The sequence below is a fragment of the Sphingomonas sp. genome, from assembly GCF_039595165.1.
Classification (GTDB): domain Bacteria; phylum Pseudomonadota; class Alphaproteobacteria; order Sphingomonadales; family Sphingomonadaceae; genus Sphingomonas.
Genome location: NZ_JBCNMA010000007.1, coordinates 47,077 through 67,421, shown reverse-complemented (window position 1 = coordinate 67,421; position 20,345 = coordinate 47,077). Strand labels below are relative to the sequence as shown.

The window sequence follows — 20,345 nt, the reverse complement described above, 5'->3', positions numbered from 1 at the left end:
GCGCATCACCAGGCTGGCGAGCCACCCGACGACGCCGCCGATCACGAGCCACACGATAATTCCGACGAGGTCCATTGCTTCCTCCATCCTCGCACCCGCCTGTCGGGCAGGCCTTGTGCAGGGAAAGACTCGCAAACCGCCAAAATGGTTCCGCCCGCGTTTCGAGGCGCGGGCGGAGGGGGAAGCTCGAAGTGGAGGAAAAAGGTCAGTATTTCTGCTGGCGCTCGTACAATGAGCGGTAGTGCTGGATCCGCGTCACGCGCAAGCCCGGCATGCCCGACCGGTCGATCGCGCGCTGCCAGCCGGCGAATTCCTCGACCGTGAGGCTGTAGCGGTCGCACACCTCGTCGACGGTAAGCAGCCCGCCATTGACCGCGGCCACCACTTCCGCCTTGCGGCGCACCACCCAGCGCGTGGTGTCGGGCGGGGGCAGGGTGTCGAGCGTCAGCGGCTCGCCGAGCGGTCCGATCACCTTGGCCGGTCGGATCTTCTGGTTTTCAATCATCACTTACCTCGATCAGGGCGGGGGGTCCCCGTCTTTGTTCTGTAACGACCATAGCGGCCCCGGCTTGAGCATCGCCTAAACGGCACGGTAAACACCGCCTTCATTGCTCTTGCCAGCCGGTTAGCGTGTCTTCTGCAGCGGTGCCGCCATTTAGCGACGTTTCGACGGCATGGTTGAACGCACCATGGCCAGGCGCGAGCAACGCCTCCGCCGACGTGGTGCGCGCCAGCAATGCCTGAAGCTGCGCCGTGGGACTCGCCGCCTGACGCACCGCGACGCCGACCATCAGCACCGCCAGCTCGGTGGGGATGGCGGTCATCACCGCAATGTCCCGGTCGAAACGGAAGCTCAGGTCCACAACGCTACTCGCCTAGAGTCGAATCCACCCATTTTGGATAAAGGCGAAGGTTGAAGGCCGGGTAAACGCGCCCGGTTTTTGCATCCGCAGCCCTCCATCCCTATGTGCGGGCGCGATGACCGGACCCGATTTTCAGTTGAGTGGACCCTTGGACAAGCGGCGGATCGTCGTCGCCATGTCGGGCGGCGTCGACTCGTCGGTGGTGGCCGCGCTCGCCGCGCGCACCGGCGCCGAGACGATCGGGGTGACGCTCCAGCTCTACGACCATGGCGAGGCGGTGGGCCGCGCGGGGAGCTGCTGTGCCGGCCGCGACATCCGCGACGCGCGCGCGGTGTGCGACCGCCTGGGCATCGCGCACTATGTGTTCGACCACGCCTCGAGCTTCCGCGAGACGGTGATCGACGACTTCGCCGACGAGTATCTCGCCGGCCGCACCCCGATCCCCTGCGTCAAGTGCAACATGGGGCCCAAGTTCACCGATCTGTTCGCGCTCGCCCGCGATCTCGGCGCCGATTGTCTCGCCACCGGCCACTATGTGCAGCGCGTGATCGGCCCTGACGGCCCCGAGCTGCACAAGGGCGCCGATCCGGCGCGCGACCAGAGCTATTTCCTGTTCGCGACCACGCCCGCGCAGCTCGATTTCCTCCGCTTTCCGCTCGGCGGCATGCCCAAGAGCCGCGTGCGCGAGATCGCGGCGGAGATCGGGCTCGGCGTGGCGGCCAAGCCCGACAGCCAGGACATCTGCTTCGTCCCCGACCGCGACTATGCCGGCCTGGTCAAGAAGCTGCGCCCCGAGGCGGACACTGCCGGCGCGATCGTCGACGAGGCGGGCAACATACTCGGCACGCACAAGGGCCTGATCCATTTCACCGTCGGCCAGCGCCGCGGGCTCGAGATCGGCGGCAGCGCCGAGCCGCTCTACGTCGTCCGGCTCGATGCCGCGCGCCGCGAAGTGGTGGTCGGCCCCAAGGCCGCGCTCGCCGTGCGCGCGGCGCGGATCGAGGGCGTGAACTGGCTCGGCGGCGGCTATTCGGGTCCGATGACCGCGAAGGTGCGCTCGATGGCGCGTCCCGCCCCGGCGCGGCTGGAGGGCGACCGCGTGGTGTTCGAGACGCCCGAGTATGGCGTCGCCCCCGGCCAGGCCGCGGTGCTCTACGCCGGCGAGCGCGTGCTCGGCGGCGGCTGGATCCGCGAGACCGAGCGGGCGGAGCTGGCCGCAGCCTGACCGCCAAGGCTATTCGGAGGGGCAGTTGCCCTGACGCTGCTCGCGCTTGCCATCCGCCAGATACCAGGTCGACGAACCGTCCGGCCGATCGGGATTGCGATAGAAGCACACGTCCGCGCTCGCGCCGTCAGGCGTGATCGAGATCGCCCAATTGTGGTAGCCGCAATTGTGGCGTTCGCAGCCCCAGGCGAGCACGCGCCCGGCCTTGGCCACGATCGGCGCGTCGGGTCCGTCATAGCCGAACACGAACTTCCGCGCCGCGGCATCGGAGACGTTCGCTGCGACGGCCTTCCTGACCATCGGCTCGTCGAGAAAGCGCATGCCGTCGACGCGATCGGAGGGATGCTTGCCGACATATTTGGAGAGAGGGCCCTCCGCCGCGGCGCTGGCATTGTCCGGAGCGGCGATCGCCGCGGCATTGTCAGCGCTCGCGTTCGCTTCCGGTTCTCCGCTCGCGGCGGGCTTCGGCGGCTCGGCGTCACAGGCCGCGAGCAACAGCAGGGCAGCGATCCCGGCACCGAGGCCGATCCGGTCGATCATCTCCGCTCTCCCTTTCAGACGTCCGCCGCTTCCGCGCAATCCACACCCGCGCGCGTCAACATCTCCTTAAGATCGGTCGCCGCGCTCCAGGAAGGTCGCGATCACCTCGCGCCGCACGCGAAAACCGAGCTTCTCGTAGAGGGCGATCGCGCCCGCATTCGTCGCATAGCTGTGCAGGAACGGCGCCTCGCCCCGCGCTGCAATCCGGTCCATCACCACGCGCATCAGCTTGCCGGCATAGCCGCGGCCGCGCCATTCGGGGTGGGTGCACACCGCGCTGACCTCGGTCAGGCCAGGCGCGCGCATCCGCTCGCCGGCCATCGCGACGAGCCGACCATCCACTCGCACGCCGATGAACGCGCCCAGCTCGTGCGTCGCCTCGACGAACGGCCCGGGCTCGGTCAGCGTCGCCAGCGCGACCATCTCGGGCGCGTCGGCGTCGCCGAGGTCGAGATAGTCGACCGGCTCGGGCGGCGCGGGGCGCTCGGCGACCATCTGGACGAGCATCGCCTGCTTCGCCACCGTCAGGCCGGGAGGCACCGGCGTCTCGGCCGCCTCGACCGTCGCGATCTTCCCGCCCGGCGGCACCAGTGCGGCGAGCGCGGCGAGCGCCTCGGGCGAGTCATCGGCAGCCGCGGCGAGGATGTTGATCTCCGGCCGGTAGCGCCACGCGCGGGCGTCTCCCGCGGCGAACCCGGCCTGACGCCCGGCAAGCGCGGTCCAGACCGGGCGGTCGAGCGGATGGCTCACAGCGTGAACACCCCCTCGATCACCGTCACGCAGGTGCCGCGCAGGATCACCTGCCCGCCCGCCGCCTCGCAGCCGACATGGCCGCCGCGCCGGCTCGCCTGGAACGCGGTGAAGCGGTCGCGCCCGAGCCGCGCGGCCCAATAGGGAATGAGCACCGAATGCGCCGAGCCCGTCACCGGGTCCTCGTCGATCCCCGCGGCGGGCGCGAACACGCGGCTGATCACGTCGGTTTCCGTGCCCGGCGCGGTGACGATGTTGAGCGTGTCGCCGATCGCGGCGAGCGCGCGGAAGTCCGGCTCCAGCGCCCGCACCGCCGCGGCGCTGTCGAGCACGACCATGTCATAGCCATTGGCATGCCGCAGCACCTCGCCCTGCTCGACTCCGAGCGCGTCGAGCAGCCCCGGCACCTCGGCCGGCTCGGGCGGATAGGCGGGCAGCGCCATCGCATAGCCCTCGCCCTCGCGCGCCACTTCGAGCACCCCCGCCTTGCGCGTGCGGAAGCGGACCCGCTCGAGCGAGGCGTCGCGTGTCAGCAGCCAGTGCCCGCTCGCCAGCGTCGCATGGCCGCACAGCGCGATCTCGACCGCAGGCGTGAACCAGCGCAGCTCCCAGTCCGCCGCGCCGCTCGCATCGGGGATGATGAAGGCGGTCTCGGCGAGGTTGTTCTCCTCCGCGATTCCCTGCAGCACCGCATCGTCGAGCCACGCATCGAGCGGCATCACCCCGGCCTGGTTGCCGGTGAAGGGACGGTCGGCAAAGGCGTCGATCTGGGCGAAGGGAAGCTGCATCGTCACTCCTTGAGCTGCTCGATCTCGTCGGCTTCGCGCAGCGTATCGCCCGGATGGTCGACATGCCCCGCCGGGTCGACATGGATCAGGATCTCGGTTCCCGGGAAGGCCGCTTCAAGCCGCTGCTCGAGCTTTTCGACCAGCGCATGAGCAGCGGCGACGGACATCGTGCCGGGCACATGGATATGGAACTGCGCGAAGTCCTGCGACCCGCTGGTTCGAGTGCGCAGGTCGTGCAGACTCTCGAGCTCGGGCTCGCGCGCGGCGACTTCGACCAGCGCGCGCCGCTTCGCCTCGGGCCATTCGCGGTCCATCAGCTGCGCGATCGCCTCGCTCGCGCCGCGCCATGCGCCCCACAGCAGCCACAGCGCGATGGCGATGCCGAACAGCGGGTCGGCGCCGGTCAGCGACAGATATTGCTCGGCGGCGAGCGCGGCGATCACGCCGGCGTTGAGCAGCAGGTCGGACTGATAGTGCAGCCGATCCGTCTTGATCGCGATCGATCCGCTCGCCGCGATCGCGCGCCGCTGATAGGCGGTGAGCAGCAGGGTGACGACGATCGCGACGACCGACACCGCGATCCCCGATTCCGCCTGCGCCGCGACCTCTCCCGCCGCGAGCCGCTGCACCGCGCGCACCGCGATGAAGGCGGCGGAGACCGAGATCAGCGCGACCTGGAACAGCGCCGCCAGCGCCTCCGCCTTGCCATGGCCGAAGCGATGCTCGGCGTCGGGCGGCTGCGCGGCGATGCGCACGCCCGCCAGCGTCACCAGCGAGGCGACGAGGTCGAGCAGGCTGTCGGCCAGGCTGGCGAGCATCGCCACCGACCCGGTCGCCCAAGCCGCCCAGCCCTTGAGTCCGCCGAGCAGCAGCGCCGCGCAGACGCTCGCGATCGCCGCGCGGGTGGGGGTCGCGCTCACGGGTACAGCAGGCCCTCGGCCCAGCCGCCCCCGTCGCGCGTGAACAGGCGGCGCTCGTGCAGCCGATGCTCGCGGTCCTGCCAGAATTCGATCCGCTCGGGCGTCACGCGATAGCCGCCCCAATGCGGCGGGCGCGGCACCGGCTGGCCCTCGAACCGCGCGCGCATCGCTTCGTAGCGCGCCTCGAAGGTCGCGCGTTGATCGAGCGGGCGCGACTGGTCGCTCGCCCAGGCGCCGAGCTGCGAATCGCGGCTGCGGCTCGCGAAATAGGCGTCGGATTCGGCGTCGCTCGCAAGGATCACGGCGCCCTCGATGCGGATCTGCCGCCGCAGCGACTTCCAGTGGAACAGCAATGCCGCTTTGGGCACCTCCGCCAGCTCGCCCGCCTTGCGGCTCTCGCGGTTGGTGTAGAAGACGAAGCCGGCCGGCCCATGGCCCTTGAGCAGCACCATGCGCAGCGACGGCTGGCCGGCGGCATCGACCGTCGCCAGCGCCATCGCGTTGGAGTCGCTGGGCTCGCTCGCCCGCGCCTCGGCGAACCACTGGTCGAACAATGCGAAGGGATCGGTCATGCGCGCGCTCATAGCGGGTCGGCGCGCACATAAAAAGGCGCCGGCCTGGTCGGAACCGGGCCGGCGCACCACCGAAGACGGCAGGCGGGCTGGGGTCGAGACTCAGTCAGCCTGGTCGTCATCCCCGCGCAGGCGGGGAGCCATTGCCGCAGGTCGCGCGGCTCCTGCGACAGTCAGCCAGAATGGATTCCCGCCTGCGCGGGAATGGCGAGGACCCTAGCTGATCGCCATTTGCTGGCGGGGGAGAACTGGAAGCCCCTTGCAATGTTGGAATTCACCTGCTGCACTTGTGCTGCCGGAGCGCATGTCCCGGCCGCTCTTGAACCGCGGACCACCCGCCGCGCGAACCCGTCAACTTCGTCAACTCAGCAGGCGCTCGCGATAGTGTAAAGCCAGTGTAAAGTTTCAGCCCGCGATCGCCCTTGCCCGCCAAGGGGGATCGGACCAAATGACAATCGCCCTAGCCGAACACCGCTTTGGGGACATGGGTGATCCGGCAGGCGAGGTCGGCCTCGCCCGACGCGACGACATAGTGATCGCCGGCATCGGCGATGCCCGTCGTGAACACCACGTCATGGACGTACATCCGGTCCGCCAGCGGCGCGGTCAGCTCGGGATTGGCCTCGAGCAGCGGGGCGTGCTCGGTATGCAGCGTGACCGAGGGATCGTCGCGGTCGAGCAGCGACCAATAGGTGCGGTAGATGCCGACGATCTCCTTGGGCTCGACCCCGTGCCACAAGGTCAGCCAGCCGCGCTCGGTGAGGATCGGCGGCGTCCCCCCGCCGATCCGCGCGGTCGCCACCGTCCCGGCATGGGGGCGGATGCCCGGGTTGAGGTGCGGCCTCCAGTGCCGTCCGTCAGGCGAGGTGGCGAGGTTGATCGACGGTCCCGCGCGCCACTCGCTGCCCGGCGGATAGGCGAAATAGAGATCGCCGAGCGGCCGCGTCTGCGCCCAATATTGACCGCCGGGCTTGCCCTCGAAGATCAGCATGTCCTTGTTCTGGTGATCGAGCGCGATCCCCTCGAAGCGCCAGTCGAGCCCGTCGTCCGAGACGTAGAGCGTGGTCGAATGCCGCTCGGGGCTGACCGAGCAGGTCGTCATCAGCCATTCGTCGCCGACCTTGCAGATCCGCGCATCCTCCACGCCATAGCATTGGAAGCTGCCTTCGGGCGCGATCGCCTTATCGTAATGCACCGCGACCACCGCCAGCCCATCCGCCGACAGCTCGACCGGCAACAGCCATGACAGCGAGGTCAGCGCCATGATCTTCCACCCGCCCCCGCGCAGCAGGAACTTGCGCGGATCGGCGGTGTCGGCGAGGTCGAGCGGCCAGGCGTCGAGCACATACCGCCCTTCGTGCCAGCGGATGGCATGCACCTGGCCGTCGCGGATCGGCTGACGCAACGCTTCGGCGATCCGCACCATCATCAGCAGATTGCCGTTGGCCAGCCGCGTCATCCCCGGGTTGAACGCGCCGAGCACATAGGTCTCGGCGTCGAGATGGCCGGCGAGCGGCGAACGCGACAGATCGACATCGTCCGGCCCGAAGACGAGCCGGTCCACGGTGAAGCCGCTCATTCGGCGATCCGCGGCTCGACGCGCATCAGCGACACGACGGTCCGGCGCGGCTGGGTGAGCATGAAATGCGCCGCCGCCGCGATGTCCTCGGCACGCAGCATCTTGGCCTGATGGATCATCTCGCGCTGCTTCTCGACCGGGATGTCGGGCAGCTGCATGTCGGTGCCGACCAGCCCCGGCTCGATATTGCCGACCTTGATGTCCTTCTCGGCCAGCTCCTTGCGCAACGCTTCGGCGAACGCCTGAACCCCGGTCTTGGTCGCGGTATAGACGGTCGAATCCCCGCTGCGCGAGACCGCCGACATCGATCCGACGATCACGATGTCGCTGCCCGGCTGCAGATGGTCGAGCATGCGCCGCGCGCTGGTCATGAAGGAGGTGAGGTTGGTATCCACGAGGTAGCGGATATCCTCGACCTCGGACTCCCCGAGCCCGCCGATCGGAAGCCCGGCATTGATCACCGCGATGTCGATCCCGCCGAGATAGGCCACGCCCGCCTCGACGAAGCGGTCGATGTCGTCCTGCTTGGTGAGGTCGATATTGATCCCGTCGCCCTCGCCCACCTCGCGGATCCGCTCGAGCGCGTCATCGAGATGCTCGGGCGTGCGCCCGCACACGAACACCTTGGCGCCCTCCGATGCGAGCAGCACCGCGATCGCGCGGCCGATGCCGGTGGTGCCGCCGGTGACGATCGCCTTGCGCCCGGCGAGGCTCGGCTGCTCGGTATGCGCGTCGGCAATGTCGCGGGCGGGCGGTTCGGCTAGATCGGACATGGCAAGCTCCTCGGATCGCTCACGGTTTCAAGCAATTGAAACGGCTTCAAGTTCCCTGGATCGGCGCTACCAGGACAGCGAGATGCGCCCGTCCGCCGGCACGCGAAAGGCGATGCGGTCCTTGTCCTCCTGGTGCGGCCGCACCCGGTCCCCGCCGACCGACGCCACGGTCACGTTCGGGAGCTTCATCCGCGCGTTGCGCACCAGCACCAATGTCGCCGTGCAGCCCTCGCCGCCGCCGAGCTGGAAGCTGATCGTCCGCGCGCCCGGCCGGTCTGCGACGAGCAGGAAATGATCGCAGAACAAGGTGAACGGGGTATCGCGAAAGCGGTGAAAGGCCCGCGTCGCGAACACGAAGGCCGAGCCGCAGCCATAGATTTCCTGGCCGACCTGCCCCGCCTCCTGCCCGTCAACATAGAGGTCCTCGACCGGGAAGGAGAGCTTGCGGTCGATATGCCCGTTATTCTCGCGCTGCTTCTTGGCCACCGCCTCGGGCGGCAGCGCGTCGGGGAAATAATACCAGGCACGGTCGAGCGCGTAGCGGCAATATTCACTGACCAGCATCCGCACCCCGGCGTCGAGATCGGGCCCGCCGTCCTTGAGATAGCGCTCGAACGCCGCGAAGCTGTCGAAGCATTCGTACATCGCCATGTACGGCGCATCGTGCAGCGCGGTGACGCCCAGGAAGTTCTTATAGTGCTTGGCGTGGCCGATCTCGGACTCCCACAGCGCGGCATTGTGGAAGAAGCTGGCGAGGAAGACATAGGATTGCGCGAGAAAGGCGGGATCGTCGTCGATCCGCCACAGCCGCATGCACGCCGCCGCGCCCCAGGCGGTGAGATTGGCCTGATAGTTGAGCTCGAAGCGCATCCCCTTGAGCGCCCGGATCGCCGCGCGCGCCTCGTCGAGGAAGCGCTTGTCGTCGGTCAGCTCGAACGCCTGCAGCATGACGAAGGCATAGATGCCGCCGACATCGGTCTGGCCCAGCCCGCCTTCGTTGCGGGATTCGGTGATCACCGAGAAGTCGGTGACCTTGTACTGGATCGGCCATTTATAGCCGAAGTGCCGCGCGGCCTTGATCCCATAGTCGATCGACTCGCGGAACAGGCGCTCGGCGCGCTTGTCGCCGTCGAGCGCGAGCCGGCCGAGGTTGAGCATGGGATGATAGAGATACCAGCTGTCGACCGCGTCGGCATCCTTGTCGTCGCCGACATTGGGCAGATAGCGGCGCAGCGTCTTGAGCTTCGGATCGTAGAATTTGCGCAGCCCCTTGCCGAGCTCGGCCTGGAGCGGAATCTCCTTCCCCGTCCACGCCTCATAGTCGCGCAACGCCGCCAGCACCGACAGCTGCACCATCGAGTCCGGATATTCCGCCGCGGTATAGGGGTGGAGGTAGCGGAACCCATATTGCCGCACGGTCGCCTCGGGCGCCTTGTCGAGATCGCGCAGCGAGCGGTCGGCGCGCGCGATCCAGTCATGGAAATCGGCTTCCGGCAGCTCGAGCCGGCGATAGATCGCCGCCAGCAGCGACAGATAGCGCTGGGCCATCGCGGTCTCGTCGCCATCGGCGTCGTCATGCACCGCGAGCAGGGCGTCGTAGACGGTGACTTCCTCACCCGCCGGCAAGGGCTTGATCGGCGGCTGCGGGCTTTGCGGCGGGGTCGGCGGAAGATAGCCGAGCTCGGGCCATTCGCCGCCGACCGCGCCGTCGGGCGTGGTCCCGGTCAGCTCGAAGCGCCGGTTGAGCGCGGTGAAGTTCTGAAAATAGAGCACGCTGCCGAACTCGGGCTGGCGCAGGCGGAAGTAGCAGACGCCGCCGTTGAGCCCGCGCTGCGCGGCCTCCACCGTGCCTTCGGCGGCGGTCGGATCATCGTCCCTGTCGAGCGGGTAGAGATCGCGCGGCAGGAACGGGATCAGCAGGTCGCTCGCGGGCACGACCGTGGTCGTCGCGCGCAGCACCGGCAGTTCGCCTTCGTGCAGGCGAAGCACCACGGTCTGCGCGCCGATCAGGCTCGCCAGCTCGATCCGCAACGCCTCGCCCTCGTGAGCCGCCACCTTGCGGACATCGTCATATCCGCCCGGCGCCTGCGCGATGCGCAACGCCAGCCCGCCGCGTCCCTCGCGCCGCACCAGCGCCCACAGCCCGTCGCTGCCCGCCGCGACCTCGATCGCGAGGTCGCGCAAGTCGAGCGTGGCGACCCGCTTCATCGAACCGGCGCGCAATTCCTCGCGCAGCATCAGCACCTGCGGGCTGACCGGGACCTCGGCTATCGGCCTGGGCTTCGTGGCGGTACCGGTTCTCGTCATGCCCGACCTCGCTGGTGATGGATCAAGCGGACTGGAGGTTCACCGCGCGCGGCTTCGCCGGTGGCAGTCCTGCCGTTTCCGCCTGCGCCATCAGCTCCTGCTTGCGCGCCAGCATCGCGTCGCGCAGCTCGACCAGGTCGACATCGGCCTTGCGGCACTGGGCAAACATGCCCTCTGACGGCATCTCCTCCTCATGGACGTGGTGCTTGATCTCCTCCGACAGCACCATGACCTTGGCGTCGTAGAAATCGTCCTCCGGGGCGCCCGCGGCGATGTCGTTGACCAGCACCTTGGCGCCGTCATGCTCGACATAGGCTTCGTCGAGCAGGTCGTCGTCGATCTTGCCGCGAAAGGCGGGGTAGAAGAGCTCTTCCTCGATCATCGTGTGGATCTTGAGCTCGACGCAGATCCGCTGCGCGAGCTTCGCCTTCGCCGCCGAACCGCTCGCCTTCTCGAACTGTTCGAACAATTCCTCGACCTTGCGGTGATCGGCCTTGAGCAGCGCGATCGCGTCGGTGAATTCCTGCTCCGCCATGACGTAACCTCCTGCGTTGCGATGTCGGTGGAAAGCGCGACGCGGGCCGCGGTTCCGCAAAGGCGAGAAAACAAGTGCCTCACTAACTTGGATTAATCGCTCGACGAATCCCGGAACCGGGCCGCCGTTATCCGCTTTTTCGCCAGCGTCCCCCTCGCGTTGCGGAGGTAAAGATGAGCATCGGAAAGAAATACGCCTACGCCTGGATCACCATCGCCTTCTTCCTGGTCTCGATCGTCGGGCATTGGGTGTTCGGCTGGTACGCCTTCGCCGACGAAGCCGCCGAGCATGGCCGGCAGCCCGAATTGTCCGGCTATCTCGTCGAGATGGGCCGCGACACGTTCGAGAATTGGCAGTCCGAATTCCTCCAGCTGCTCTGGCAGGTCGTTGGGCTTGCCTATTTCCTCTATGTCGGCTCGCCTGCGTCCAAGGAGAATGACGACCGCATGGAGGCCAAGATCGACGCGCTGATCAAGCTTCACGCCGGCCGCGAGGGCGACGCGATGATCGACGACATCGACCGTCGCTACCTGCGCACGCATGGCCATGCCCAGCCGCACGGCTCGGACAATGAGGATCAGCAGTCGCTGCCCTGACGTGCGCGCGTGATTGCCCGCGCTACGAGCGCGTGATTGCAATGCCGCGTCGCCGCTCATATCCCGTGCGCGGGAGACACGGATGAGCCGATCGACGCGCAGGACACTTGGCAGCGTGACCGTACAGGACGTCGCGCGCGCCGCCGGGGTCTCGGCGATGACCGTGTCGCGTGTGATGAACGGCGGCACCAATGTCCGCGAGGACACGCGCAAGGCCGTGCTCGCCGCGGTCGAGAAGCTCAATTACCGCCCCAATGCCGCCGCGCGCTCGCTCGCCGCGGGCGGCGCGGCGCAGATCGGGCTGCTCTATGCCAATCCGTCGGCGGGGTACCTCAGCCAGTTCCTGATCGGGGCGCTCGAGGCCGCGCGCCGCGCCGGGTCGCACCTCGTGCTCGAATCCTGCGCCGACGAGGGCGAGGCGGCGCAGGCCGAAGCGATCCGCCAGCTGATCGACGCCGAGGTGCGCGGCGTGGTGCTGCCCCCGCCGCTCTCCGAATCGCAGACGGTGCGCGCGGCCCTGGCCGAAGCCGGCATCCCCTGGGCGGCGATCGCGATGGGGCTTCACGAAGGCGGCACGCTCAACGTGCGCATCGACGATTTCGAGGCCGCGCGCGCGATGACCCGGCATCTGATCGAGCTCGGCCATCGCGACATCGCCTTCATCGTCGGCCATTACAACCAGGTGGCGAGCGCCGAGCGGCGGCGTGGTTTCGTCGCGGCGCTGGAAGAGGCGGGGATCGATCCCGCCGGCGCCGCGATCGAGCAGGGGCTGTTCACCTATCGCTCGGGCCTCGACGCAGCCGAGAAGATCCTCGCCGGCCCGAACCTGCCGACCGCGATCTTCGCCTCCAACGACGACATGGCCGCGGCCGCGGTCGGGGTCGCGCATCGCCGCGGGCTCCAGGTCCCGGGCGACGTCAGCATCGTCGGGTTCGACGACACCGCGATCGCCACCAGTATCTGGCCCGCGCTCACCACAATCCGCCAGCCGATCGCCGACATGGCGGAGGCGGCGATCACCATGCTGCTGCGCCGGGTACGCGAACGCCCCGGCCAGCAGGATGCCGCCGAAGAGGAAGTGCTGCCCTACGAGCTCGTCGTCCGCGAGTCCGCCGGGCCGCGCCGCTGACGGCCGCGAAGAGAATGCTTGCCAAGCCGTGGGGAACAACGGCATGAGTTACCGCTAACAAGCAATGCGCCGCGATGATGGCGCCCGGGAGGGACGAGGATGAACGAGGCAGTCGCCAGCCGCGCCAATATGGGGCTGATCATCGCCATCGTCGCGGTCGCGACGATCGGCGGCTTGCTGTTCGGCTATGACAGCGGCGCGGTGAACGGAACGCAGGCGGGCCTCAAGTCGACCTTCGGGCTGAGCGAGGGCGGCCTCGGCTTCACCGTCGGCTCATTGCTGATCGGCTGCTTCATCGGCGCCTTCCTCGCCGGACGTCTCGCCGACCTGATGGGCCGGCGCAACGTGATGATCCTGACCGCGATCCTGTTCCTGATCGGCGCGCTGATCCAGGGGTTCAGCCATGCGCAGTGGATCTTCGTCGCGGCGCGCATCGCGGGCGGCATGGCGGTGGGTGCGGCGAGCGTGCTCTCGCCCGCCTATATCTCGGAAGTCGCGCCCGCCGACATCCGCGGCCGGATGACGACGATCCAGCAGATCATGATCATCTCCGGCCTCACCGCCGCGTTCGTGGTCAATTACTGGCTCGCCGCGACCGCGGGGGCCTCGACCAACATCTTCTGGGGCGGTTACGAGGCGTGGCGCTGGATGTACTGGATGCAGGCGATTCCCGCCGCGGTGTTCCTGATCGCGCTGTTCTTCATCCCCGAAAGCCCGCGCTACCTCGTCTCCAAGGGCCGCAACGAGGAAGCCAGCCGCGTCCTCACCAGCCTGTTCGGTACGGAGACCGCGGCGCGGAAACTCGTCGAGATCCAGGCGAGCTTCTCCGATCACCGCCCGGCGCTGCGCGACATTCTCGATCCGGTGAAGGGCGGGGTGCGCCCGATCGTCTGGGCCGGCCTGCTGCTCGCGGTGTTCCAGCAGCTCGTCGGGATCAACGTGATCTTCTACTACGGCGCGACCCTGTGGCAGCTGGCCGGCTTCACCGAGAATGACGCGCTGCTGATCAACATCGTCTCGGGCCTGGTCTCGATCGCGGCCTGCTTCGTCACCGTCGCGCTGGTCGACCGCATCGGCCGCAAGCCGCTGCTGCTGATCGGGTCGGCGGGCATGGCGGTGACGCTGTTCGCGATGGTCTTCGCCTTCAGCCAGGGCTCGCTCGATGCGAGCGGCAAGCTCGCGCTGTCGCAGCAGCTCGGCACCGTCGCGGTGATCGCGGCCAATCTCTATGTGATCTTCTTCAACGTCAGCTGGGGCCCGGTGATGTGGGTGATGCTGGGCGAGATGTTCCCCAACCAGATCCGCGGATCGGCGCTGGCGGTGTGCGGCTTCGCGCAATGGTTCGCCAACTATCTCATCGCGCAGAGCTTCCCGGTGATGGCGGCGGGGCTCGGCCTCGCGGTCAGCTACAGCTTCTATGCGGTGTGTGCGCTGGTCAGCTTCTTCCTGGTGCAGAAGTTCATCCACGAGACCAAGGGCAAGGAGCTCGAGGAGATGCAGGGCTGACCGCCAGGTCAGACGCTCAGCGTCATCTCCAGCGTGAGCGTCGCGCCGGGCCCAAGCACGTCCATCCCGCCGCGGTTGACCGCATCGGGCAGATGGCTCACCGGCTCGGCGCAGAAGAAGTCGGCGCCCGGCGGGCGGTACAGATGCAGCACGCGCGCGCCCTTTCCGCGCATCGCGAATGCGCCCCAGCGCTGGCCGATCCCTGCCGAGCCGTCCCAGCCATCATAGGCATTGTCGATCAGCGTCGTGCCCGCGACCGGTGCGGTCGCCGACCAGTCACCAAAGGTTTCGGCAGGCGCCGGTTCGGTCGGCAGCATCGTTTCGTCCGCGCGCCACACCCGCTCGGCGGTGAAGGTCAGACAGGTCTCCGTGTCGCACGGAAAATAGGGGTGCAGGCCGATCCCCGCGGGCATCGGCGTATCCGCCATGCTGGTCAGCGACAGCGCGATCCGCATCTGCCCTGGCGCGAGCGTGAAACGCTGCTCCGCCCGATACGCCCAAGGCCATCCCGCACCGCCGTCATGCGCATGTGCGAGCGTGGCGTGATCCTCATCGGCTCCGATCGCTGCCCATTCGGCCTGCCAGCCAAGGCCATGCAGGCTGTGCGGGTGCTCGCCGAAGTTGCGTGGCAGGTGATAATGCTGCCCGTCGAACACGAACCGCCCGTGCGCGATACGGTTGGCATAGGGCACCAGCGGGAAGCAGCCGGTCGCGAGCGCGTCGCCGGCACCATCGGGCGCAGGCCGCAGCACATCGTTGTCCTGATACCTCAGCGCTCCGACCGAGCCCCCCAGCGCCGGCAACAGTTCGAGCCCCCAGCCATGCGCCTCGAGCTTCACAGCCCGACCGAAACCTCGTGTCCCGCCACGCCCGGCACCGATACCTCGAACGTGAACAGGTCGCCGGCCTGCGGCTCGCGCTCACGCGCCTCGGCGCTCAGATGCTTGTTCGCGGTCGTGGCATAGATGGTCTTCAGGTCCGGCCCGCCGAATGCCAGCTTGGTGATCGCGCTCACCGGGAAGCGGACGGTCTCGAGCAGCTCGCCGCTCGGCGCGAAGCGCTTGGCGCTCCAGCCGCCGTACATGCCGACCCAGAGGCACCCTTCGGCATCGACCGTCGGGCCGTCGGGATAGCCTTCGCTCGACGGGATGCGCACGAACTCGCGGCAATCGCTGAGCGACCCGTCGTCGGCGATGGCGCAAGCGTGGATCAAGCCGTGCAGCGTGTCGACATGGTAGAGCGTCCGCCCGTCGGGGCTCACCGCCGGGCCGTTGGTGATCGAGCAGAGCGGCGTCGACGCGATGCAGCTGCGATCCGCGGCAAGGCGATAGATCGCGCCGCTCTTCGCGATCTCGCCATCGTCCATGCTGCCGAACCACAGCCGCCCGGCGGGATCGACCGTCGCGTCGTTGAGCCGGTTGCCCGGCTGATCGGGCTCGGGCCGCGCGAGTTCGCTGAAGCTGCCGTCGCGTTCGTCGAAGCGGAACAGGCCGTGCTGCAGTCCGGCGACGAAGCCGCCGCCCGCCGCCGGCAGCACGAAGCCGACCTGGCCCGGCGCATCCCAGCTCCGCTTGTCGCCGTTGGCGGGATCGAAGCGGTGGATCTTCTTGCTCTTGATGTCGACGAACCACAGCGCCGCGTCGCGCTGCACCCATACCGGCCCCTCGAGCAGCGGCGCGCTGAGGCCCCACACGCTGCGCAGCGAATCGGTGGCGGCGACGCCCATCAGCGCCAGCCCGCGTCGACGAAATAGCTGTGCCCGGTCACCAGACGCGCATCGTCGGAGGCAAGGAACAGCACCATCGCCGCAACGTCCTCGGGCGCGAGCCGCCCGTCAAGGCATTGCGCGGCGACGATCTCCGCTTCGCCCTCGGGCGTGTACCATTGCAGCTGGCGCGGGGTGCGGACATTGCCGGGAATCACGCAGGTCGCGCGGATGCCGTCGCGGCCGAGGTCGCGCGCCAGGCTGCGCGTCAGCCCCTCGATCGCCGCCTTGCAGGTCTGGTAGAGCACCAGGTCGTTGAGCCCGAGATGCCATGAGATCGAACCGAGGTTGACGATCACCCCGCCGCCCTTGGCGCGCATCGCCGGCATCACCGCCTGCGCGCAGAAGAACATGTGCTTGAGATTGACGCTCAGCCGCTCGTCCCAATAGGCCTCGGTGATATCGTCGATCGAGTGCCGGTCGTCGTTGGCGGCATTGTTGACGAGGATGTCGAACCCGCCGGAGCGCTCGATCAACCGCGCGATCGCCGCCTGCAGCGTGGCGACGTCGGTCAGGTCGACGCGCTCGAAGCACGCCTTGTGTCCACCCTCCGCGAGCCGTTCGACCAGCAGCCTGGAATCGGTTTCGGCGATGTCGAAGAAGGTGACGTCGGCGCCCTGCCGCGCGAAACCCTCGACGATCCCGGCGCCGATCCCCGATCCGCCGCCGGTGACCAGCACGCGCTTGCCGGCGAGGCTCGGGTAGAGCGCGTGCTGCGACGCCTCGATCGCGGGAGCGTGCGCGCCCATTCAGGCCGGCTCCGCCACGCGCCGCGCCGCAAGGCTGCGGTAGAGGTCGCGGATGCCGAAGGTCCAAGGCGCGGCCTCCTTGGAGGTGGTGACGCGGTTGGCCAGCGTGCCGAGCTTGGGCGAGTGGATGCTAACGGTGTCGCCGACCTTGTGGGTGAAGCCTCGGCCGGGCTCGTCGCGATCCTGCACCGGCGCGAACAGCGTGCCGAGGAACAGCGCGAAGCCGTCGGGATATTGATGCTCGGACAGCGTCTGGCGCACCAGCTCGAGCGGATCGCGGCTGATCTGGTTCATCGAGCTGTGCCCCTCGAGCCGGTAGCCCTCCGGCCCCTCGATCACCAGGTCGAGTTCGGCGTTGCGCACGTCGTCGATCGTGAAGCCCGCGCCGAACAGCCGCACGAACGGCCCGATCGCGCAGGCGGCGTTATTGTCCTTCGCCTTGCCGAGAAGCAGCGCGCTGCGCCCCTCGAAGTCGCGGAGGTTGACGTCGTTGCCCAATGTCGCGCCGACCACCTGGCCCGCGCCATTGGCGATCACCACCACTTCGGGCTCGGGATTGTTCCAGCTCGAGTCCGACCGGATGCCGACCTGCGCACCCCAGCCGACCGACGAGAGCACCGGCGCCTTGGTGAACACCTCCGCGTCGGGGCCGATCGCGACCTCGAGATATTGCGACCACATGCCCGCGTCGATCAGCGCCGCCTTGAGTCTGGCCGCCTCGTCGCTGCCCGGCACCACCGCGCGGATGCCGCCGCCGATCCTATCCTCCAGCTCGGCGCGGATCGCCGCCGCCGCGCTCGCATCGCCCCGTGCGCGTTCCTCGATCACCCGCTCGATCGCCGAGACCGCGAAGGTGACACCGCATGCCTTGACGCATTGCAGGTCGATCGGCGCGAGCAGCTCGAACGCACCGCCGCCGACGGAGAGGTCCGCCACGTCGCAAAGATCGATGCCCTCGACGCTCGCCGGATCGGGCAGGTCGAACAGGTCCGCGGTGGTCGGCGCGATCGCCGACACGTCATGGACACGACCGCCGCGCACGATCACCGGCACCGGCCCGTGCGCCAGCATCACCCGGCCTGCCAGCACCGCCTGGTCATGATCGGCGGGAAGCGCCGCGATATCGAAAGCCTGACTCACATTCCCTCCCTTCGCCACGGCGGCAACGACGCGCGGCCGAGCGTTGATGATAGCGCTATCACGCGTCCGGCTCGCCCGCAAGCGGGGACGCGCGTCAGAGCTTCCAGGCGCCGTCGATGCGCGCGGGCACCCCCGCCTGACCGCCTTCGCGCAGCGCCGCAGGCAGCAATGCCTCGGGCAGGTCCTGATAGCTCACCGGGCGCAGGAAACGATCGATCGCGAGCGTACCGACCGAGGTGCTGCGCGCGTCCGACGTCGCCGGATAGGGGCCGCCATGCACCATCGCATGCGTCACCTCGACGCCCGTGGGCCAGCCATTGGCGATGACGCGGCCGACGGTGCGCTCGAGCACCGGCAGCAGCGCGCGCGCGGCGTCATAGTCGCCCTCATCGACCTGGAGCGTCGCGGTGAGCTGGCCCTCGAGCTCGCCGAGCACGGCCTTGAGCTCGTCCATGCTCGCGCAGCGCACGACCACCGAGGAGACGCCGAACACCTCGTGCAGATGCACCGGATCGGCGAGGAAGTCCTTGCCCGCCACGCTGAACAGCGCCGCGCGGCCGCGGTTCGGGCCCTCGGGCTCGGTGCCCTCGGCGAGCTTGGTGACATAGGCGCTGCCCGCGAGCTTGGCCTTGCCGCTCTCGAACGCTTCCCAGATGCCGTCGGTCAGCATCACCTGCGCCGCCTGGCCCGACAGCACTTCGCCGGCGCGCGCGACGAACGCGTCGAGTTCGGGGCCGTCGACGCCCATCACCAGGCCGGGATTGGTGCAGAACTGGCCGGCGCCCATCGCCAGGCTGGCGACGAATGCCTCGGCGAGCGCGGTGCCACGCGCCTTGAGCGCCTCGGGCATCAGGATCACCGGGTTGATCGCCGACATCTCGGCATAGACCGGGATCGGGCGCGGGCGCGCCGCTGCGATCCGCATCAGCGCCTCGCCGCCGCCGCGCGAGCCGGTGAAGCCTACCGCCTGGATGCGCGGATCGGCGACCAGCGCCTCGCCGACGCGGCGCGAGGTGCCGTTGACCAGGCTGAACACGCCCGCCGGCATGCCGCATTTCTCGACCGCGCGCGCGATCGCGGTGGCGATCAGCTCGGCAGTGCCGGGATGCGCGCGATGCCCCTTCATCACCACCGGACAGCCTGCCGCGAGCGCCGAGGCGGTGTCGCCGCCGGCGGTGGAGAAGGCGAGCGGGAAGTTGGAGGCGCCGAACACCGCGACCGGGCCGAGCGGGATCATGCGCAGCCGCAGGTCGGGCTTGGGCGGCGTGCGCGCGGGATCGGCATGGTCGATGCGCAATTTCTGCCACCCGCCGTCGCGCACCTCCTTGGCGAACAGGCGCAACTGGTTGGCGGTGCGCCCGCGCTCGCCGGTGATGCGCGCCGCGGGCAGGCCGGATTCGCGGCTGGCGCGCTCGACCAGCGCGTCGCCCAGCGCCTCGATCTCGTCGGCGATCGCCTCGAGGAAGCGCGCGCGCTCCTCGAGCGGCTTGGTCGAATAGGGCAGGAACGCGGCTTCAGCAGCGGCGCAGGCGTCGGCGACGTCCTGCTCGGTCGCACCGGCGAAGGCCGGATTCTCGATCTCCGCGCCCGCCGCCGGATCATAGGCGCGGAAGCGCTCGTCCGACTGCCGGCGCTCGCCGCCGATGAAGAGTCCGCCCGTCAATTCCATCGCTCGTCTCCATCGATTGCCGCGGCCAGCCGGCCGGTAGTCGGGAAATTGCCGCCTAGGTACAGTCGTCATACGAATATTCAAGCCGCGCAAGCAGATTTGATAGCGCTACCACAACAAAGCGTTAATGGACGACCTTTGCGACGTTCAGCGGAGGCGCGCACTCATCAGGAAGCGTTCGCGGCTTTCCGCGGCCTTGCGCCGCAGCTCGAGGATCGCGCGCTCCTCGGTCGCGTCGAGCATCGCCTCGAGCAAGCGGTTGAAATGCTGGCGCATCGCGACTCGTGCCGCGCCGGGATCACCCGCGCGCAACGCATCGACGATCGCGCCATGCTCGCGCTGGCGGGTGCGGCCGTCATGTTGGCACACGCTGGCATAGGTCGTGCGCACCTCGGGCACGTCGGTGCGCATCCGCCACAGCGACTTGATCACATGGATGATCGCCTGGTTGCCCGACGCCGAAGCGATCAGCAGGTGGAATTCCTGGTCCGCCTCGGTCGACTTGTCGTCCTCGCCATCGTCGCGTCCCATGATCTCGAGCAGTTCGTCGAGCCGCTCGAGCGTCTCGGGCGTGATCGTCGAGGCCGCGAGCGCCGCCGCCTCGGATTCGAACAGCGAGCGCGCCTCGGTCAGCTCGAACGCGCTCACCGCCGGCGCTTCGTCGGCACGCGCCGCCCGGACGTCGGTGACGTAGACGCCGGAACCCGTCTTGATGCGGATCCGGCCGATCGCCTGCAGCGCGATTTCCGCCTCGCGGATCGTCACGCGGCTGACGTTGAAGCGCTCGGCCAGCTCGCGCTCGCCGGGCAGGCGCGATCCGGGCGGAAACACGCCTTCGTCGATCAGCGCGGTGATCTGATCGGCAATGCTCTGGTATAGCCGGTCAACCACGGCGGTCCTCACCAATTCGCATCGCCCGATCCTTATTGCCTCCGCTCC

At 68.6% G+C, this 20,345-nt stretch carries 21 protein-coding genes; 4 read left to right on the top strand and 17 right to left on the bottom strand.

Annotated features, from left to right (window positions below):
- Nucleotides 1-205: 205 nt before the first annotated feature.
- Both ABDV68_RS02440 and ABDV68_RS02435 read right to left on the bottom strand, forming a co-directional pair.
- Entirely contained in the window at nt 206-505 is a 300-nt protein-coding gene (locus ABDV68_RS02440; protein WP_343518055.1) for a DUF1153 domain-containing protein, read from the bottom strand.
- Nucleotides 506-605: 100 nt separating this feature from the next.
- Nucleotides 606-863 carry a hypothetical protein gene (locus ABDV68_RS02435; protein ID WP_343518054.1) on the bottom strand — a complete coding sequence of 86 codons (258 nt, stop codon included), beginning with the start codon at nt 861-863 and terminating at the stop codon, nt 606-608.
- Nucleotides 864-978: 115 nt separating this feature from the next.
- Here ABDV68_RS02435 and mnmA point away from each other — a divergent pair, with 115 nt between their 5' ends.
- On the top strand, nt 979-2,088 hold the full coding sequence (gene mnmA / locus ABDV68_RS02430) for a tRNA 2-thiouridine(34) synthase MnmA (RefSeq protein WP_343518053.1): 1,110 nt from the start codon (nt 979-981) through the stop codon (nt 2,086-2,088).
- Between the two features lie 9 nt (nt 2,089-2,097).
- Here the strand turns inward: mnmA and ABDV68_RS02425 are convergent, their stop codons facing one another.
- The 9 genes from ABDV68_RS02425 to ABDV68_RS02385 form a co-directional block, all read right to left on the bottom strand.
- Complete coding sequence (locus ABDV68_RS02425; RefSeq protein ID WP_343518052.1) at nt 2,098-2,628, bottom strand: hypothetical protein; 531 nt, start codon at nt 2,626-2,628, stop codon at nt 2,098-2,100.
- 66 nt (nt 2,629-2,694) lie between these two features.
- Nucleotides 2,695-3,378, bottom strand: coding sequence for a GNAT family N-acetyltransferase (locus ABDV68_RS02420; protein WP_343518051.1), 684 nt, complete (start codon nt 3,376-3,378; stop codon nt 2,695-2,697).
- Nucleotides 3,375-4,166 (bottom strand): PhzF family phenazine biosynthesis protein, encoded by a 792-nt coding sequence (locus tag ABDV68_RS02415; RefSeq protein ID WP_343518050.1) that lies wholly within the window; start codon nt 4,164-4,166, stop codon nt 3,375-3,377. Before ABDV68_RS02415 ends, ABDV68_RS02420 begins: the two co-directional genes overlap by 4 nt.
- A gap of 2 nt (nt 4,167-4,168) precedes the next feature.
- Entirely contained in the window at nt 4,169-5,086 is a 918-nt protein-coding gene (locus tag ABDV68_RS02410) for a cation diffusion facilitator family transporter (RefSeq protein WP_343518049.1), read from the bottom strand.
- On the bottom strand, nt 5,083-5,658 hold the full coding sequence (gene pdxH / locus ABDV68_RS02405; protein ID WP_343518048.1) for a pyridoxamine 5'-phosphate oxidase: 576 nt from the start codon (nt 5,656-5,658) through the stop codon (nt 5,083-5,085). The genes ABDV68_RS02410 and pdxH overlap by 4 nt, the downstream gene beginning before the upstream one ends.
- Before the next feature lie 460 nt (nt 5,659-6,118).
- Nucleotides 6,119-7,237, bottom strand: coding sequence for a glycosidase (locus ABDV68_RS02400; protein ID WP_343518047.1), 1,119 nt, complete (start codon nt 7,235-7,237; stop codon nt 6,119-6,121).
- Nucleotides 7,234-8,010 carry an SDR family oxidoreductase gene (locus ABDV68_RS02395; RefSeq protein WP_343518046.1) on the bottom strand — a complete coding sequence of 259 codons (777 nt, stop codon included), beginning with the start codon at nt 8,008-8,010 and terminating at the stop codon, nt 7,234-7,236. The genes ABDV68_RS02400 and ABDV68_RS02395 overlap by 4 nt, the downstream gene beginning before the upstream one ends.
- A gap of 66 nt (nt 8,011-8,076) precedes the next feature.
- Nucleotides 8,077-10,317, bottom strand: coding sequence for a hypothetical protein (locus ABDV68_RS02390; RefSeq protein ID WP_343518045.1), 2,241 nt, complete (start codon nt 10,315-10,317; stop codon nt 8,077-8,079).
- Between the two features lie 22 nt (nt 10,318-10,339).
- On the bottom strand, nt 10,340-10,852 hold the full coding sequence (locus ABDV68_RS02385; RefSeq protein WP_343518044.1) for a hemerythrin domain-containing protein: 513 nt from the start codon (nt 10,850-10,852) through the stop codon (nt 10,340-10,342).
- Between the two features lie 173 nt (nt 10,853-11,025).
- On the opposite strand from ABDV68_RS02385, the gene ABDV68_RS02380 reads away from it, so the two are divergent.
- From ABDV68_RS02380 to ABDV68_RS02370, 3 genes are all read left to right on the top strand, one after another.
- Nucleotides 11,026-11,448, top strand: a complete 423-nt coding sequence (locus tag ABDV68_RS02380) for a DUF6766 family protein (RefSeq protein WP_343518043.1) — start codon at nt 11,026-11,028, stop codon at nt 11,446-11,448.
- Between the two features lie 82 nt (nt 11,449-11,530).
- Nucleotides 11,531-12,577 (top strand): LacI family DNA-binding transcriptional regulator, encoded by a 1,047-nt coding sequence (locus ABDV68_RS02375; protein WP_343518042.1) that lies wholly within the window; start codon nt 11,531-11,533, stop codon nt 12,575-12,577.
- Between the two features lie 99 nt (nt 12,578-12,676).
- Nucleotides 12,677-14,083, top strand: a complete 1,407-nt coding sequence (locus tag ABDV68_RS02370) for a sugar porter family MFS transporter (protein ID WP_343518041.1) — start codon at nt 12,677-12,679, stop codon at nt 14,081-14,083.
- A gap of 8 nt (nt 14,084-14,091) precedes the next feature.
- On the opposite strand, the gene ABDV68_RS02365 is transcribed toward ABDV68_RS02370, so the two are convergent.
- From ABDV68_RS02365 to ABDV68_RS02340, 6 genes are all read right to left on the bottom strand, one after another.
- Entirely contained in the window at nt 14,092-14,922 is an 831-nt protein-coding gene (locus ABDV68_RS02365; protein WP_343518040.1) for an aldose 1-epimerase, read from the bottom strand.
- A complete protein-coding gene (locus ABDV68_RS02360; RefSeq protein WP_343518039.1) occupies nt 14,919-15,809 on the bottom strand; it encodes an SMP-30/gluconolactonase/LRE family protein in 891 nt (296 codons plus the stop codon). Before ABDV68_RS02360 ends, ABDV68_RS02365 begins: the two co-directional genes overlap by 4 nt.
- Complete coding sequence (locus tag ABDV68_RS02355) at nt 15,809-16,597, bottom strand: SDR family oxidoreductase (RefSeq protein ID WP_343518038.1); 789 nt, start codon at nt 16,595-16,597, stop codon at nt 15,809-15,811. Before ABDV68_RS02355 ends, ABDV68_RS02360 begins: the two co-directional genes overlap by 1 nt.
- Nucleotides 16,598-17,668: a fumarylacetoacetate hydrolase family protein gene (locus ABDV68_RS02350; protein WP_343518058.1), complete on the bottom strand. Its 1,071-nt coding sequence runs from the start codon at nt 17,666-17,668 to the stop codon at nt 16,598-16,600.
- Between the two features lie 163 nt (nt 17,669-17,831).
- Nucleotides 17,832-19,406: an aldehyde dehydrogenase (NADP(+)) gene (locus tag ABDV68_RS02345; protein ID WP_343518037.1), complete on the bottom strand. Its 1,575-nt coding sequence runs from the start codon at nt 19,404-19,406 to the stop codon at nt 17,832-17,834.
- Nucleotides 19,407-19,553: 147 nt separating this feature from the next.
- Nucleotides 19,554-20,297 (bottom strand): FadR/GntR family transcriptional regulator, encoded by a 744-nt coding sequence (locus ABDV68_RS02340; protein ID WP_343518036.1) that lies wholly within the window; start codon nt 20,295-20,297, stop codon nt 19,554-19,556.
- Between the last annotated feature and the right edge of the window lie 48 nt (nt 20,298-20,345).

Excerpts from the sequence above, each read along its gene's own strand:
- ABDV68_RS02440 (WP_343518055.1), bottom strand. The coding sequence starts at position 505 with ATGATTGAAAACCAGAAGATCCGACCGGCCAAGGTGATCGGACCGCTC.
- mnmA (WP_343518053.1), top strand. The coding sequence starts at position 979 with ATGACCGGACCCGATTTTCAGTTGAGTGGACCCTTGGACAAGCGGCGG.
- ABDV68_RS02425 (WP_343518052.1), bottom strand. The coding sequence starts at position 2,628 with ATGATCGACCGGATCGGCCTCGGTGCCGGGATCGCTGCCCTGCTGTTG.
- ABDV68_RS02415 (WP_343518050.1), bottom strand. The coding sequence starts at position 4,166 with ATGCAGCTTCCCTTCGCCCAGATCGACGCCTTTGCCGACCGTCCCTTC.
- pdxH (WP_343518048.1), bottom strand. The coding sequence starts at position 5,658 with ATGACCGATCCCTTCGCATTGTTCGACCAGTGGTTCGCCGAGGCGCGG.
- ABDV68_RS02400 (WP_343518047.1), bottom strand. The coding sequence starts at position 7,237 with ATGAGCGGCTTCACCGTGGACCGGCTCGTCTTCGGGCCGGACGATGTC.
- ABDV68_RS02395 (WP_343518046.1), bottom strand. The coding sequence starts at position 8,010 with ATGTCCGATCTAGCCGAACCGCCCGCCCGCGACATTGCCGACGCGCAT.
- ABDV68_RS02390 (WP_343518045.1), bottom strand. The coding sequence starts at position 10,317 with ATGACGAGAACCGGTACCGCCACGAAGCCCAGGCCGATAGCCGAGGTC.
- ABDV68_RS02385 (WP_343518044.1), bottom strand. The coding sequence starts at position 10,852 with ATGGCGGAGCAGGAATTCACCGACGCGATCGCGCTGCTCAAGGCCGAT.
- ABDV68_RS02380 (WP_343518043.1), top strand. The coding sequence starts at position 11,026 with ATGAGCATCGGAAAGAAATACGCCTACGCCTGGATCACCATCGCCTTC.
- ABDV68_RS02375 (WP_343518042.1), top strand. The coding sequence starts at position 11,531 with ATGAGCCGATCGACGCGCAGGACACTTGGCAGCGTGACCGTACAGGAC.
- ABDV68_RS02370 (WP_343518041.1), top strand. The coding sequence starts at position 12,677 with ATGAACGAGGCAGTCGCCAGCCGCGCCAATATGGGGCTGATCATCGCC.
- ABDV68_RS02360 (WP_343518039.1), bottom strand. The coding sequence starts at position 15,809 with ATGGGCGTCGCCGCCACCGATTCGCTGCGCAGCGTGTGGGGCCTCAGC.
- ABDV68_RS02355 (WP_343518038.1), bottom strand. The coding sequence starts at position 16,597 with ATGGGCGCGCACGCTCCCGCGATCGAGGCGTCGCAGCACGCGCTCTAC.
- ABDV68_RS02350 (WP_343518058.1), bottom strand. The coding sequence starts at position 17,668 with ATGCTGGCGCACGGGCCGGTGCCGGTGATCGTGCGCGGCGGTCGTGTC.
- ABDV68_RS02345 (WP_343518037.1), bottom strand. The coding sequence starts at position 19,406 with ATGGAATTGACGGGCGGACTCTTCATCGGCGGCGAGCGCCGGCAGTCG.